General features: G+C 62.9%; 8 protein-coding genes. 5 read left to right on the forward strand and 3 right to left on the reverse strand.

Translation table 11 applies throughout. From position 1 onward, the window contains the following. The first annotated feature begins 91 nt into the window (after window positions 1–91). The 4 genes from QTL96_RS21410 (at window position 92) to QTL96_RS21425 (ending at window position 6,958) form a co-directional block, all read left to right on the forward strand. Window positions 92–1,654, forward strand: a complete 1,563-nt coding sequence (locus tag QTL96_RS21410; protein ID WP_113199226.1) for a Do family serine endopeptidase — start codon at window positions 92–94, stop codon at window positions 1,652–1,654. A 149-nt stretch (window positions 1,655–1,803) separates the two neighbouring features. Next, window positions 1,804–2,481, forward strand: a complete 678-nt coding sequence (locus QTL96_RS21415) for a response regulator transcription factor (RefSeq protein WP_156144896.1) — start codon at window positions 1,804–1,806, stop codon at window positions 2,479–2,481. After that, a complete protein-coding gene (locus tag QTL96_RS21420; RefSeq protein ID WP_289729093.1) occupies window positions 2,478–3,881 on the forward strand; it encodes an ATP-binding protein in 1,404 nt (467 codons plus the stop codon). Before QTL96_RS21415 ends, QTL96_RS21420 begins: the two co-directional genes overlap by 4 nt. Window positions 3,882–4,003: 122 nt before the next feature. Beyond that, on the forward strand, window positions 4,004–6,958 hold the full coding sequence (locus QTL96_RS21425) for a bifunctional [glutamine synthetase] adenylyltransferase/[glutamine synthetase]-adenylyl-L-tyrosine phosphorylase (protein ID WP_289729094.1): 2,955 nt from the start codon (window positions 4,004–4,006) through the stop codon (window positions 6,956–6,958). A gap of 52 nt (window positions 6,959–7,010) precedes the next feature. On the opposite strand, the gene QTL96_RS21430 is transcribed toward QTL96_RS21425, so the two are convergent. The 3 genes from QTL96_RS21430 to QTL96_RS21440 all read right to left on the reverse strand — a co-directional run bounded on the left by QTL96_RS21430 (window position 7,011) and on the right by QTL96_RS21440 (window position 13,429). Beyond that, window positions 7,011–9,332, reverse strand: coding sequence for a PAS domain-containing sensor histidine kinase (locus tag QTL96_RS21430; protein WP_113011108.1), 2,322 nt, complete (start codon window positions 9,330–9,332; stop codon window positions 7,011–7,013). A 180-nt stretch (window positions 9,333–9,512) separates the two neighbouring features. Then, window positions 9,513–12,161 (reverse strand): aminopeptidase N, encoded by a 2,649-nt coding sequence (gene pepN / locus QTL96_RS21435; protein ID WP_289729095.1) that lies wholly within the window; start codon window positions 12,159–12,161, stop codon window positions 9,513–9,515. Window positions 12,162–12,325: 164 nt separating this feature from the next. Beyond that, window positions 12,326–13,429: a methyl-accepting chemotaxis protein gene (locus tag QTL96_RS21440; RefSeq protein ID WP_289729096.1), complete on the reverse strand. Its 1,104-nt coding sequence runs from the start codon at window positions 13,427–13,429 to the stop codon at window positions 12,326–12,328. Between the two features lie 307 nt (window positions 13,430–13,736). Between QTL96_RS21440 and QTL96_RS21445 the strand changes: the two genes are divergently transcribed. Further along, window positions 13,737–14,669, forward strand: a complete 933-nt coding sequence (locus QTL96_RS21445) for a DMT family transporter (protein ID WP_289729097.1) — start codon at window positions 13,737–13,739, stop codon at window positions 14,667–14,669. Window positions 14,670–14,673: the final 4 nt, after the last annotated feature.

The raw sequence follows: 14,673 nt of genomic DNA on the forward strand, positions 1-14,673 counted from the left end.
TTCGCAGTAAGGTGTGCCGTCCTATATCTTCATCCATCGACCGATCCGGTAACCGCCGGTCCCGTGGATTTAAATATAAGAAGGTGCGTCTATGCTGAAGACTATCAAAGCTCCGTCACTGTCGACCGTGCTCAAGGCCTCGACCGTTGCCGGTCTTGCCGCTGCCGTCCTGGCGACCGGTGTCCCCCTCGAAATCACGCGTTCCTATGCCGAAGCGGTCAAGGTCGAGGCACCATCCGTTCCGAGCTTTGCCAATGTCGTTGATGCCGTTTCGCCCGCCGTCGTTTCGGTTCGCGTCGAAAGCCGCGTCAAGCCGGCATCGGATGAGGATGGCAATGGCTTCTCCTTCGATTTCAACGGTCGTGGCTTCGATGATCTCCCCGACGCCCTGAAGCCGTTCTTCCGCCAGTTCGGCGAGCAGCAGGGCCGCCGTGGCCCTCCCGGCGCGCATCCTCCAGGCCCCGGCCAGCATGAGGGTCGTCTGCGCCCCGTCGCCCAGGGCTCCGGCTTCTTCATCTCCGAAGATGGCTATATCGTCACCAACAATCACGTCGTCTCCGATGGCGCGGCCTTCGTCGCCGTCATGAAGGACGGTACCGAGCTCGACGCCAAGCTGATCGGCAAGGACCCGCGCACCGACCTCGCCGTGCTGAAGGTCGACGGCAAGGGCAAGAAGTTCACCTACGTCAACTGGGCCGACGACAACAACGTCCGCGTCGGCGACTGGGTGGTTGCCGTCGGTAACCCGTTCGGCCTCGGCGGCACGGTGACGGCAGGTATCGTTTCTGCCCGCGGACGCGATATCGGCTCCGGCCCGTATGACGACTATCTCCAGGTTGACGCAGCCGTGAACCGCGGCAACTCCGGTGGCCCGACCTTCAACCTCAGCGGCCAGGTGGTCGGCATCAACACCGCCATCTTCTCGCCGTCGGGCGGCAGCGTCGGCATCGCCTTCGCGATCCCCGCTTCGACCGCCAAGGACGTCGTGGCCGACCTGATGAAGGACGGCCAGGTCTCGCGCGGCTATCTCGGCGTGCAGATCCAGCCGGTCACCAAGGACATCGCCGACTCTCTTGGCCTGTCTGAGGCAAGCGGCGCGCTCGTCGTCAACGCCCAGGCCGGAACGCCGGGTGAAAAGGCCGGCCTCAAGGCTGGCGACGTCGTCACCGCCGTCAACGGCGAGACCGTCAAGGACGCCCGTGACCTCAGCCGTCGCATCGGCGCGATGACGCCGGGCAAGAAGGTCGAGCTGTCGGTATGGCGCTCGGGCAAGTCCCAGCCGGTGACGGTTGAGCTCGGCACCCTGCCGGCCGACCAGCAGCAGGCTTCGACAGATGATGGCGATCAGGCGCCGGAAGCACAGACCCCGGCATCCGAGAAGGCACTCGCCGATCTCGGCCTGACGGTCGGCCCTGCCGATGACGGCAAGGGCCTGCAGATCACCGGCATCGACCCGAACTCCGACGCTGCCGACAAGGGCATCAAGGAAGGCGAGAAGATCACCTCGGTCAACAACCAGGAAGTCTCCACCGCCGACGACGTCGTCAAGGTGCTGAACCAGGCGAAGAAGGATGGCCGCACCCGCGCGCTGTTCCAGATCCAGTCCAAGGAAGGCAGCCGCTTCGTCGCCCTTCCGGTCGAAAACCAGGGCTAAGCGCCCCGGGTTTCCGGATCAAAATTGAAGGGTCGCGCGCTCGCGCGGCTCTTCCGGTCAACCCATCGCAGGTGACGACAATGACCTTCCAGCAAGACGATCACGCTTTGAGCCTTGCCGAAACACAGCCGGCGGGTAATGTCGGCCGCATGAAGATTCTCATCATCGAAGACGATCTGGAAGCGGCGGCCTATCTCACGAAAGCCTTTCGTGAGGCGGGTATTGTCGCCGATCATGCAAGCGACGGCGAAAGCGGCCTCTTCATGGGGACCGAAAACACCTACGACGTGCTTGTGATCGACCGCATGCTGCCACGCCGCGATGGCCTTTCCGTCATCGCCGAGCTGCGCCGCAAGGGCATCCACACCCCCGTTCTCATTCTCTCCGCCCTTGGCCAGGTCGACGACCGCGTGACCGGCCTGCGCGCCGGCGGCGACGACTATCTCCCCAAGCCGTATGCTTTCAGCGAGCTTCTGGCCCGCGTCGAAGTTCTAGGCCGCCGCAAGGGCACGCCCGATCAGGACGTCGTCTACCGCGTCGGCGATCTGGAGCTCGACCGTCTCGCCCACGAAGTACGCCGCGGCGGCAAGGAAATCCCGCTGCAGCCGCGCGAATTCCGCCTGCTCGAATATCTGATGAAGAATGCCGGCCAGGTGGTCACCCGCACCATGCTGCTCGAAAACGTCTGGGATTATCACTTCGATCCGCAGACCAACGTCATCGACGTGCATGTGTCGCGGCTGCGCTCCAAGATCGAGAAGGATTTCAGCCTGCCGCTCTTGAAGACCATTCGCGGCGCCGGCTACATGATCAAGGATGACGGATGAACCGCTTCTGGGTTCTCTTCAAGTCCACGGCAGTCCGCCTTTCGGCTCTCTACATCCTGCTCTTCGCCATCTGCGCCGCAACGCTCGTCTTTTACGTGACGGCGATGTCCGAGCGGCTGTTGACCAGCCAGATCCGCGAGGCGGTGCAGCAGGAGGTCGACCAGGTTCAGCGCGCCTATGACAATGGCGGCATGAACCTGTTGCTGAGGACCATGGAGCGCCGCGCCCGCCAGCCGGGCGCCAATCTCTATATCATTGCCGGTCCCTCGGGCGACATCCTCGCCGGCAACGTCGCTTCCGTCCAGCCGGGCGTGCTCGACGAGCAGGGCTGGACCAGCCTGCCGTTTCGCTATCAACGCTACTCGGAGGGCGGGCAGGGCAAGCCGCATATGGCGGTCGCCAACATCAACGTGCTCGACAATGGCCTGCGCATCCTGATCGGCCGCGACCTCGGCGAGCCGGAAGCGTTCCGCGCGCTCGTCAGGCAGGCGCTGATGGTCGCGCTGGCGATCATGGGTCTCGGCGCCGTCATCATCTGGTTCGGCATCGGCCGCAACGCGCTGAAGCGCATCGACCGCATGTCGGCGGCGAGCAAGAAGATCATGGCCGGCGATCTCTCGCAGCGCCTGCCGGTCGGCGGCTCCGGTGACGAGTTCGATCGCCTCTCCGTGTCGCTGAACACCATGCTCGGCCGGATCGAGAAACTGAACGAGGGGTTGCGCCAGGTCTCCGACAACATCGCCCACGACCTGAAGACGCCGCTGACGCGCCTTCGCAACAAGGCGGCCGATGCGATCGATACGCCGGATGCCGATACCCGCCGCGTGGCGCTGGAAGGGATCATTTCAGAATCCGACCAGCTGATCCGCACCTTCAACGCGCTGTTGATGATCTCCCGCGTCGAGGCCGGTTCGGTGGCCGCCGAGATGTCGACCATCGACCTCTCGGCCATCGTCGCCGACAGCGCCGAACTCTACGAGCCGGTGGCCGACGAGGCGGGCCTTGCGATGACCACTGATATCGAGCCCGGCATCGAGGTGCAGGGCAACCGCGAACTGATCGGCCAGGCGATCTTCAACCTGATCGACAATGCCGTGAAGTATTCGGCGGGTGTGGAGGCGGGTGGCGAAGTCTCGCTGCGGCTGACACGCCGTCCCGATGCCATCTGCCTTCAGGTCGCCGATCATGGTCCCGGCATCCCTGCCGACAAGCGCGAGGACGTGCTCAAGCGCTTCGTGCGCCTGGACGAGAGCCGTTCGAAGCCCGGCACGGGCCTGGGGCTTTCGCTTGTGGAAGCGGTGATGGAATTGCACAGCGGCAAGCTGGAACTCAGCGATACCGACCCGGATGCGGCGGCCAATCGCGGTCTCGCCGTCACCCTCGTCTTTCCCCTGAAATAGGCGTTTCCCCGCTACCCCGAATTGTCTGTTGGCCATTTGCGTCTCAGACCCTAACTTAGCCTCAGGCGGCGAGCGGCTTTGATTCTGCTTCGACTTTCGCTGCCTGTTGCCAGGGAGGGCGCATGCTGACGAATTCGACGCACAGCCTGAGCGAGGTGGTCGACGGCTTGTTGAAGCCGTTGAGCAAGACCGAATTGAAGCTCGTGCTTGATGATCTGCAGAAGATCGGCGCCGACGAACCCGTCGTGGCCGATATGCTGAAGACCGAGGGCGCGCTTCGCGATTTCATCTCCGCCGCGCTGACGCTCTCGCCCTATCTGCGCGATATCGCCAACATCGATCCCGGCATCCTCACCATCGCCATCAGCGAGCCGCTCGAGCCGCGCCTGGAGGCGTTGATATCGGAAGCGCGTGACGCCTGGATGCCGCGCGACAGCGCTTCACCGAGCGAGAGTGAGATCATGGGCCGCATGCGCACTGTGAAGCGCCGTGTGGCCTTTCTCTTGGCGCTCGCCGATCTCGCCCGCGTCTTCGATGGCCGCACGACCACGGCATGGCTGAGCCGGCTTGCCGAGGCCACGGTTTCGGCCGCGATCGATCACCTGCTTCTCTCCTCGCACGAAGCCCGCAAGCTGCAGCTGAAGAACGTCGCGCGGCCGAGTGAAGGTTCGGGCCTCGTCGTGCTCGGCATGGGCAAGCTCGGCGCCTGCGAGCTCAACTATTCCTCCGACATCGATCTTGTGGTCTTCTTCGATGAGCAGGCAGGCATCCTGTCTGATCCCGACGATGCGATCGATATCTTCCCGCGCCTGATGCGGCGGCTCGTCCGCATCATGCAGGAGCGCACTGGCGACGGTTATGTCTTCCGCACCGATCTTAGGCTGCGCCCGGACCCCGGCGCGACGCCGCTTGCCGTCTCGATCGATGCCGCCATGGTCTATTACGAGGGCAGGGGGCAGAACTGGGAGCGCGCCGCCTTCATCAAGGCCCGCCCGGTTGCGGGCGATATCGCGGCCGGTGACCGCTTCCTGCGCGATCTCACCCCCTTCGTCTTCCGCAAATATCTCGACTACGCGGCGATCTCCGACATCCACTCGATCAAGCGGCAGATCCACGCCCACAAGGGGCACGGGGCGATCGCGGTCAAGGGCCACAATGTCAAGCTCGGCCGTGGCGGTATTCGCGAGATCGAGTTCTTCGCCCAGACGCAGCAGCTGATCGCCGGCGGGCGCATGCCGGCGCTGCGCTCGCGCGCCACCGAGGAAACGCTCAACGAGCTCACCAAGGCCAAGTGGATCGACGAGGAGACCTGCGAGGAACTGACGGACGCCTATTGGTTCCTGCGCGATGTCGAGCACCGCATCCAGATGGTGCGCGACGAGCAGACCCACCTGCTGCCCGAGACCGAGGGCGAGTTGAAGCGCATCGCCTACATGATGGGCTTCAGCGATACGCCGAGCTTCTCGGAGCGCCTTGTCGAGGTGTTCAGGACCGTCGAGCGTCGCTATGCCCGGCTGTTCGAGCAGGAGACCAAGCTGTCGACGGAGACGGGCAACCTCGTCTTCACCGGCCAGAACGACGATCCCGACACGCTGGTCACCCTGCGCAAGCTCGGCTTCGAACGCCCCTCCGACATCTCACGCGTCATCCGCACCTGGCACTACGGGCGCTACAAGGCGACGCAATCGGTCGAGGCGCGCGAACGGCTGACCGAGCTGACGCCGGAGTTGTTGCGCGTGTTCGGCGAAAGCAAGCGCGCAGACGAGGCGATCCTCAGGTTCGACAGTTTCATCTCGGGGCTTCCGGCCGGCATCCAGCTGTTTTCGCTGCTCGGCAGCAATCCGGCGCTGCTCTCGCTGATCGTCTACATCATGTCGGCGGCGCCGAAGCTCGCCGAGGTCATCGCCGCAAGGCCGCATGTCTTTGACGGCATGCTCGATCCGGGCCTGATGGCAGAGCTTCCGACGCGGGATTATCTGGCGGGACGTCTCAAGGGCTCGCTGCAGCAGGCGCGCTACTACGAAGAAGTGCTGGATCGGTTGCGTATCTTCGCCGCCGAGCAACGCTTCCTGATCGGCATTCGCCTGCTGACGGGCTCCATCAATGGCGCGATGGCCGGCCGCGCTTTTACGCATCTTGCCGATCTGATCGTCGAGGCGGCGCTGAATGCGGTGCTTTCGGAGATCGAGGCGGCGCACGGCAAGTACCCCGGCGGCCGCGTCGCCGTCGCCGGAATGGGCAAGCTCGGAAGCTTCGAGCTGACCGCGGGCTCCGATATCGACCTCATCCTGCTTTACGACTACGACGATGCGGCCGAGGAATCCGACGGCGCCAAGCCGCTGGATGCGGTGCGCTATTTCACCCGCATCACCCAGCGGTTGATCGCCGCCTTGTCGGCGCCGACGGCCGAGGGCGTGCTCTACGAGGTCGACATGCGCCTGCGCCCATCGGGCAACAAGGGCCCCGTCGCCACCCGCGTCAGCTCCTTTGCGAAATACCAGCGCGAGGAAGCCTGGACCTGGGAGCACATGGCGCTCAGCCGCGCGCGGCTGATCTGTGGCGATGCCAGCCTGATCGGTGACGTCGAGCGCGTGATCGAGGAGGTGCTGTCGACACGGCGGGATGTGCGCAAGGTGGCCAAGGATGTGGCGGAGATGCGCGCGCTGATCGAGCAGGAGAAGCCCCCCGCCAACATGTGGGACCTAAAGCTCATCCCCGGCGGTGTCGTCGATATCGAGTTCATCGCGCAGTATCTGGCGCTGATCGCCCCCGCGAAGGATGTCGCCGTCAAGGTCAATGGCATCAGCACCGGCGAAGCGTTGAAGCAGCTGGGCGCGCCGCTGATGGCATCGGCCGATGTCGATAGCTGCAGCGAGGCCTTCGGACTCTACACCGAGCTGTCTCAGCTCATCCGGCTCTGCATCGATGGCCCCTTCGATCCCAAGGATGCGCCGGCGGGTCTCGTCGATCTCGTCTGCCGTGCCGGCGATTGCCCTGACATCAAGACGCTTGAGGGGGAGATGAAGCAGCTCTCGAAGACGGTGCGGAAAGTCTTTCAGGCGGTGGTGAAAGCGTAGCGCATGTCGCGCGAAAGTGTGTAGCGGTTCTGCGGTGCCGACATGCGGAGCTTCAAGCAGCGCTGTCGGGGATCAGCAGCGAAATCACCGTGCCGATCGCCTCGCGTGAGCGGATCTTCATGCGCCCGCCGTGCAGGGTCGTCAGCGAGCGGGAGATGGCGAGGCCGAGTCCGGAGCCGCCCTTGCTCTTGGCATACTGGTTCTGGACCTGTTCGAAGGGCTGGCCGATCTTGCTGAGCGCGGTCGTTGGAATGCCGATGCCGGTATCGGCGATGGTCAGCATCACGCCGACCGACGTACGACGGGTGCGCACCGCGATCCGGCCGCCTTCGTCGGTGAACTTCACGGCATTGGAAAGCAGGTTCAGCAGGATCTGCTTCATTGCCCGGCGATCGGCGTTGAGCGTCATGCCATCGCAGATGCGCTGCTGGATCTCGATGCGCTTTTCGCTGGCCGGGATCGCGGTAAAGCGCAGGCTTTCCTCGATCAGCGGGGCGAGATCGATCGTCTCGCATTGAAGCTTCATATGGCCGGCTTCGATCTTCGACATGTCGAGAATGTCGTTGATGACGTTGAGCAGGTGACGGCCGCTGTGATGGATGTCGCGGGCATATTCGTCGTACTTCGCCGAGCCAAGCGGTCCGAACATCTCGTCCTGCAGGATCTCGGAGAAGCCGAGGATAGCGTTGAGCGGCGTGCGCAGCTCGTGGGACATGTTGGCGAGGAACTCCGACTTCGCCTTGTTGGCGGCTTCGGCGCGTTCCTTTTCCGAGAGATAATTGGCGTTCGCCAGCGATAGCGCCGATTTCTGCCGCTCCAGCGTCTGGCGGGAGGAGGAGAGGTCGCCGATCGTCGCCATCAGGCGGCGTTCGGAGTCGCGTAGGCGCTCCTGGTTGCGCTTCAGAAGCGTGATGTCGGTGCCGACGGAAACCATGCCGCCGTCGCGGGTGCGCCGCTCGTTGATCTGCAGCCAGCGTTCGTCGGCGAGCTGCACTTCGCTGGTGCGCGAATAGCCGTTGCCATGGGCGTCGGCGATCCGGCGCTCGATGACGGGACGGGCAGCGGCGGCGTTGACGGCGGCGCGCTCGGTGCCCGGCACCAGCACGCTGTCGGGAAGGCCGTAGGCCTGCTGGAAGTGCGTGTTGCACATCACCAGCCGGTCGTTCTTGTCCCACAGCACGAAGGCTTCCGACGTGCTCTCGATCGCATCCGCCAGCCGCTGGTCGGCTTCGGCGTAGCGTTGTGCGAGACGGTGCTGCTCGGTCACGTCCATGGCGATGCCGATCATGTGGACCTGGCCCGCATTGGTGCGGATGACCTGGGCGCGGGCGCGCATCCAGACGTAATGGCCGGCGGCGTGGCGCATGCGGAAGATCTGGTCGATCTGCTCGGCATCGCCGCGCGCAACCGAGCGGGCGATCTCGTAGATGCCGCTGTCGTCGGGGTGCATCAGACGGGCGGCGTCGCCGAAGCACATGTTGCCGTCGCCGCCTGGGAGGCCGAGCATCTGGTACATCGAGCGCGACCAGAAGAATTCGCGACGGTCAAAATCGAAATCCCAGAGGCCGCAACGGCCGCGTGACAGCGCCGTCTCGACCCGCTGGTTGGACTCGACGAAGATCTCGTCGGCATGGCGGGCGCGGCGCACCTGCATGTAATAGGCGTAGAGGATGACTAGGAGGATCGACGATATACCGGCGAATAGCGTGACGTTGAGCGTCAGCTCCTCGCGCCACAGCTGGCTGATGCGGTCGAGCGATGTTGCAGCGACCACATAGCCGCCGCTGTCGCCGATGAGCGTGATCTGGGCGTAGTGCGGCCGGCCGGCGATGGTGGTCTCAATCACGCCCGCGCGGTCGCCGAAGCGGCGGATCGCGGACACCTCGGAGAAGAAATCGCCGATACCGGCGCCGACATAGGCCGCACCGGCGGCGGATGCCGCGAAGACCTTGCCGCTCGACTGCACGAGGAGAACGAATGCGTCGTCGTCGAGCCGGTCCTGAGGCAAGAAGCGAGCGAGGCGGGCCTGGCCTTCGGTCGCGTTACCGCTGTCGAAGATTGCGGCGGAATCAGCGAAGGCTGCAGCGGCGGTGGCGGCGGCGAGTGCCGTGGAGTGGCGGGCGGCGGCCTGCATGCGGTCGTGCTCGGATAGCATGCCGAAGAAATGCGAGGCTGCGACGACGGTCAAAAATGCAACGATAAGGATAGGAATGGCGCGCTTCAACACGGCCTCGGCATGCGTGTAATTTCGGGAAGATGATGGTCGCGAGGTCGCGGAGGACTTGCCGGTGAAGCTTTCACGCCAGGCGCGGAAGCTCTCGAAATCGACACGCAGCCGTCCTTCGGCCACGGTTGCCCGCCGCACGTTCATCATTTTCTGAGCCTTGTCCCTCGTGATTCGCTGCGCCGCTCGCCCGAACCTGACTCAATGAATCATTGGTGATTCGCCTTGTCCAGAGGAAAAGGTAAAAATCTGTTAACCGATTCTAAGTGCTGATTTTTCCAGCATGCGTGGGAGGCGGCCTCAATAGGCTCGGCCGCCTCGTGTCGCAAATCACCCCTTGAGGGTGCGCTCGACGATGTCGCGAACGTCGGTGGAGAGAGCCGGTGCTTCGGCGATCTCGGTCAGCGCCTTGCGTGCATGTTCAGCTCTTGCGGGTTCCAGCGAACGCCAGGACCGCATCGAAGTGAGGATGCGCGCCGCCAACTGTGGGTTGCGTGCGTCGATATCGAGGATCTCGCGGGCGAGGAAGCGGTAGCCCTCGCCATCCGCACGTCCGAAGCCGGTTGGGTTGCCGAATGCAAACGTGCCGACCAGCGCGCGTACGCGGTTGGGGTTGGTGCGCTTGAACTGCGGATTGTCCATCAGCTTCAGCACCCGATCGAGCGCCTTTGCGCCCGGAATGGTCGCCTGGACGGAGAACCACTTGTCGATGACAAGCGCGTTTCCGGCAAAGCGGTCATGGAACGTGGACAGCGCTGCGGCCGCCTCGCTGCTGTCGGGGAAGCGGTGCGCGAGGATCGTCAGCGCCTGCATCAGATCTGTCATGTTGTTGGCGGCGTCAAACGCGGCCTTGGCGCGATCAGGCGTGTTCTCGGCGTAGGACAGATAGGTGAGCGCGCTGTTGCGAAGCGCACGGCGACCGGCGCTCTTGGCATCGGGGCTGAAATCGCCTGGCGTGGTCATGCTGTCGTAGAGTGCGGCGAAGACGCTCTTTCCGGCATCCGCGACCTGCTGCAGCACGGCGGAGCGGCCGGCGTGGATGGCGTCAGGATCGTTGTTGCCGCCAAGTTCGCGGGCGATGTCGGATTCGCTCGGGAGCGCCAGCGCCTGGGCGCGGAAGGCGGGCTCCAGCGTCTCGTCGGCGGCTGCCGCAAGCAGGGCTTCGACGAAGTCCTTGGACGCTACGACCGGCTTGCCGTCACGCGCATCACGGGCGGCTGCAAGCAGTGTCGGCAGTGCGAGGTCCGTCAGCGCCTGCCAGCGCGCGAAGTGATCGGTCTCGAAGCGGGCAAGAAGCGCCAGATCCGTGGGGGACTGATCGAAATGCAGGTTGATCGGGGCCGAAAAGCTGCGGTTGATCGATACGATCGGACGCGAGCCTATGCCCTTGAAGATGGCTTTCTGGTTGCGCTCGGTCAGATGCAGCACGTTGTCGCCATACTCCGCGCCATCGACCGACGAAGGCTCAAGCGGCGTGCCATCTTCGGCGAAGAGCGCGATGCTGAGCGGAATGTGCATCGGCTTCTTGTCGCTCTGGCCGGGCGTTGCCGGAACCATCTGCTCGAGCGACAGCGTGAAGCTCTTGGCGCCAGCATCATAGCTGCCGGATGCGGTGACGAGCGGCGTGCCGGCCTGGTGGTACCAGAGCGAGAACTGTGTCAGGTCGCGCCCGCTGGCATCCTCGAAGCACTTGACGAAATCCTCGATCGTGACGGCCTGGCCGTCATGGCGATCGAAATAGAGATCCATGCCCTTCTTGAACAGGTCCTTGCCGAGCAGCGTCGCGATCATGCGCGTGACTTCGCTGCCCTTCTCATACACCGTCGTCGTGTAGAAGTTGTTGATTTCGCGATAGGTGGTCGGGCGCACCGGATGCGCCAGCGGGCCACCATCCTCGGGGAACTGCTCGGATTTCAGATGGCGCACTTCGGCGATGCGCTTGACCGGGCGTGAACGCATGTCGGCCGAGAATTCGTGGTCGCGATAGACCGTCAGGCCTTCCTTGAGGCAGAGCTGGAACCAGTCGCGGCAGGTGATGCGGTTGCCGGTCCAGTTGTGGAAGTATTCGTGAGCGATGATCGCTTCGATGTTTGCGTAGTCCTGGTCGGTAGCGGTCTCCGGATCGGCCAGCACGTATTTGTCGTTGAAGACGTTGAGGCCCTTGTTCTCCATGGCGCCCATGTTGAAGTCGGACACGGCGACGATCATGAAGATATCGAGATCGTATTCGCGGCCGAACCGCTCCTCATCCCACTTCATCGAGCGCTTCAGCGCATCCATGGCGTAGGCAGCGCGCGCTTCCTTGCCATGCTCGACGTAGATCTTCAGCGTGACCTCGCGCTCAGACATGGTGACGAAAGTGTCTTCGACGACACCGAGATCGCCGGCGACCAGCGCGAAGAGATAGCTCGGCTTCGGATGCGGATCGAACCAGGCGGCGAAGGCGCGGCCCTCGTCATAACCGGCGCCGCCGAGGAAGTTGCCGTTGGAGAGCATGACCGGGTTGGCGGCCTTGTCTCCGATGATGGTGATCGTGTAGGGCGCGAGCACATCCGGGCGATCGGGGAAGTAGGTGATGCGGCGGAAGCCTTCGGCCTCGCACTGGGTGCAATAGACGCCGTTGGTGCGGTAAAGGCCCATCAGCTGGGTGTTGGCCTCGGGATTGATGATCGTGGTGATCGTCAGCTCGAAAGGCTTGGATTTCGGCAGGTTGCGGATCGTCAGGCTGTCAGGCGTTGCCGTATACTGGCTGGGCTTCATTTCCGCCTGATCGAAGAGCAGGCCGGAGAGGGCGAGTTCGTCACCGTCGAGGATGAGCGGCGCCTTCGGATCGGCGCCCTTGCGGCGGTGGAAGATCAGGCGGGCATCTACCTTGGTCGCGGTCGGGTCCAGTTCAAACGTCAGATCCACACGCTCGAGTTCGAAATCGGTGGGGCGGTAATCTGCCAGATTTATGACCTGGCCGGTATCTGTGCGCATGATATTCCCTGAGACCTTTTAGACAATGCTTCGCAAACAGAGTGGGCGCTCTGCCATAAAATTTGATTGGTACAATTACACTAAAGTCTGAATTAAAGCTAAAGCCGAAGGTGGGATGGCACATCGGCTATTTCTGGGGGGAGATACTATAGTCTCTCGCCTGGCTATCTCCGATTGAGGATCGATTTTATCGCTGTTTCATCTTCGGTCTTTTGCACAACGACACCGTACCAGCCCAATCCATCATAGTCCTCGTAACCGAGCGTCTTCGCATAGGCGACGATGGATCCGCTATTGTCGTAATAGCTGCCGCGCTCCTGTCCATGCTGGACTTGCAGCACAAAACGGCTGAACATCAAGGACGGATTGCTGCAGGCGATGATCCTACCTGCGCCGTCGAGGATCATGACCGTCGTCCGCTCCGCCACCTGAGGCGGCAGGTTGGCTTCCTTGTCGACGATCGCCTGTCCCTGGTTTTGCCAGTCGAAATAGACGCCGAGCGTGCCGATCAGCTTTCCATCGAGCTTTCCGCCTTCGCGTACGCCCGTCGCATAGACAAGCGCCGTGCGCCCGCCATGCAGCTCGCTTTTGCAGACTTCGTCCACCACGTAATCGTTGCCGGATTTACATTGCGTCGCGGCCTTGTGCCATGCCTCTCTGGCGAGCGAAACATTGAGCAGCCGCCGTTGGAACTCGGGATTTGCCGACGCGACGATCCGTCCGCTGAGGTCAGTCAGCACGAGGTCAAGATAGACGGTATAGAAGCGGTTAATCACGCCGAGACGCTCGGCCGCGAAGCTGGCGCTTGCGGTGCTCGGCTCCTGCAAGGTCTGCCAGAGTGCCGCGTCCGTCGCCCACCAGCGCACATCCGCCGTCCGCTCGAAAAGATTGCGCACGATCAGTTGCACGAGCGTCTGCGCCAGATCCGTCAGCCGCACACCTTCGAGTTCGTTGACCAGCCCATCCGCCATTCGGCGCGAAAGACCGATGCGGCCGAGAACGTTGCTTTCGAATGTGTCGGCGATCTCGCTGGCGATCTGGGCGAGACGCTGCACCTCGTTGGCCACCACAGCAAACCCCTTGCCGGTTTCGCCGGCGCGCGCGGCCTCGATAAGCGCGTTGATCGCAAGCAGACGGATCTGCTTGACCACGTGTGTATTGTCGGCGCTGAAGCGTTCGAGATCGGAACCGATCCCTTCTGTCACGACCCGCATGGAGCGCGGCGTTGCCGCTGGCTGCTGGCGTTCGGGTAGCGTAGACGGCATCATGAGCATGCCTCCTGAAACAGGTTAAAGTTGTGAATGTATGAAAAGCTATGTCTGCAATAGGAGAATCAATGCGAGTTTATGGTTCTCAAAGTGTTAACGGCGGAGACTGGCGCCGATGAATATTGGCTGTTTTCGCCGATTTCCGCGGTTTTCGATGGTCGATCGGCATGTCGGCGCTGAAACCGCGACCCGAACTTGCTTTTCCGGCGTTTTAGCCTGTTCTTTCGAGCGAACCGCTGGCACATTGATCGCGCATTGAGTCCGATGCGCTCTCCCAACGCTAAGTGGTTAATTCGAAAGTTCTGACATGCGGCCGGTCTTCGAGAATCCGATGCGAGGTATCGCGTGCAAGCTCGCCTCCGTCGTCTTCTTTCTGGCGATGCAGACCTTCATCAAGCTTGCGGGCGCCGGCATCCAGCCCGGCCAGGTCACCTTCTACAGATCGTTCTTCGCTCTGTTCCCGATCATGGCGTTTCTTGCCTATCGCGGACAGTTGAAGGCGTCCTTCTATACCGCCAATCCCATCGGCCATCTCAAGCGCGGCACGCTCGGCATCATTTCGATGGGCCTGGGCTTTTATGGCCTGCTGCACCTGCCGCTGCCCGAGGCGATCGCGCTTGGCTATGCCATGCCTCTGATCGCGGTTGTCTTCGCAGCGCTGCTTCTGGGCGAAACCGTGCGCATCTATCGCTGGAGTGCGGTCTTCGTCGGCCTGATCGGTGTGGCGATCGTGTCCTGGCCGAAGCTCACCCTGTTTCGCGACGGTGGCGTGGAGACGGAGCAGGCAATCGGCGCGGTCACGGTATTGCTGGCCTCCGTCCTTGGCGGCCTGGCGATGATCCAGGTGAGAAAGCTGGTCGAGGAAGAAAAGACCTCGACGATCGTGCTTTACTTCTCGATCACAGCCTCGGTCTTTTCGCTGTTCACGGTGCCCTTCGGCTGGGATCTGCTCGATCTCGCGCCGCAGCTCTATCTGATCGCCGCCGGCTTCTGCGGCGGTGTCGCGCAGATTTTCCTGACCGAAAGCTATCGGCACGCGGACGTCTCGACGATCGCGCCGTTCGAATATACCTCAATCGTCCTGGGAAGCGTGCTCGCCTACTTCGTGTTCGATGATATCCCGACGACGAGCATGTTGATCGGAACCGCCGTCATCGTCGCTGCGGGCATCTTCATCATCTACCGCGAGCATCAGTTGGAACTCGAGCGGGCGGCCGCGCGAAAAGCCAGCTCTCCGTAGCTCC

Source organism: Rhizobium sp. S163 (genome assembly GCF_030380805.1).
GTDB lineage: Bacteria > Pseudomonadota > Alphaproteobacteria > Rhizobiales > Rhizobiaceae > Rhizobium.

Bases quoted from the DNA above. Each gene is read 5' to 3' on its own strand.
- QTL96_RS21410 (WP_113199226.1), top strand. From the start codon at position 92: ATGCTGAAGACTATCAAAGCTCCGTCACTGTCGACCGTGCTCAAGGCC.
- QTL96_RS21415 (WP_156144896.1), top strand. From the start codon at position 1,804: ATGAAGATTCTCATCATCGAAGACGATCTGGAAGCGGCGGCCTATCTC.
- QTL96_RS21420 (WP_289729093.1), top strand. From the start codon at position 2,478: ATGAACCGCTTCTGGGTTCTCTTCAAGTCCACGGCAGTCCGCCTTTCG.
- QTL96_RS21425 (WP_289729094.1), top strand. From the start codon at position 4,004: ATGCTGACGAATTCGACGCACAGCCTGAGCGAGGTGGTCGACGGCTTG.
- QTL96_RS21430 (WP_113011108.1), bottom strand. From the start codon at position 9,332: ATGATGAACGTGCGGCGGGCAACCGTGGCCGAAGGACGGCTGCGTGTC.
- pepN (WP_289729095.1), bottom strand. From the start codon at position 12,161: ATGCGCACAGATACCGGCCAGGTCATAAATCTGGCAGATTACCGCCCC.
- QTL96_RS21440 (WP_289729096.1), bottom strand. From the start codon at position 13,429: ATGATGCCGTCTACGCTACCCGAACGCCAGCAGCCAGCGGCAACGCCG.
- QTL96_RS21445 (WP_289729097.1), top strand. From the start codon at position 13,737: ATGCGGCCGGTCTTCGAGAATCCGATGCGAGGTATCGCGTGCAAGCTC.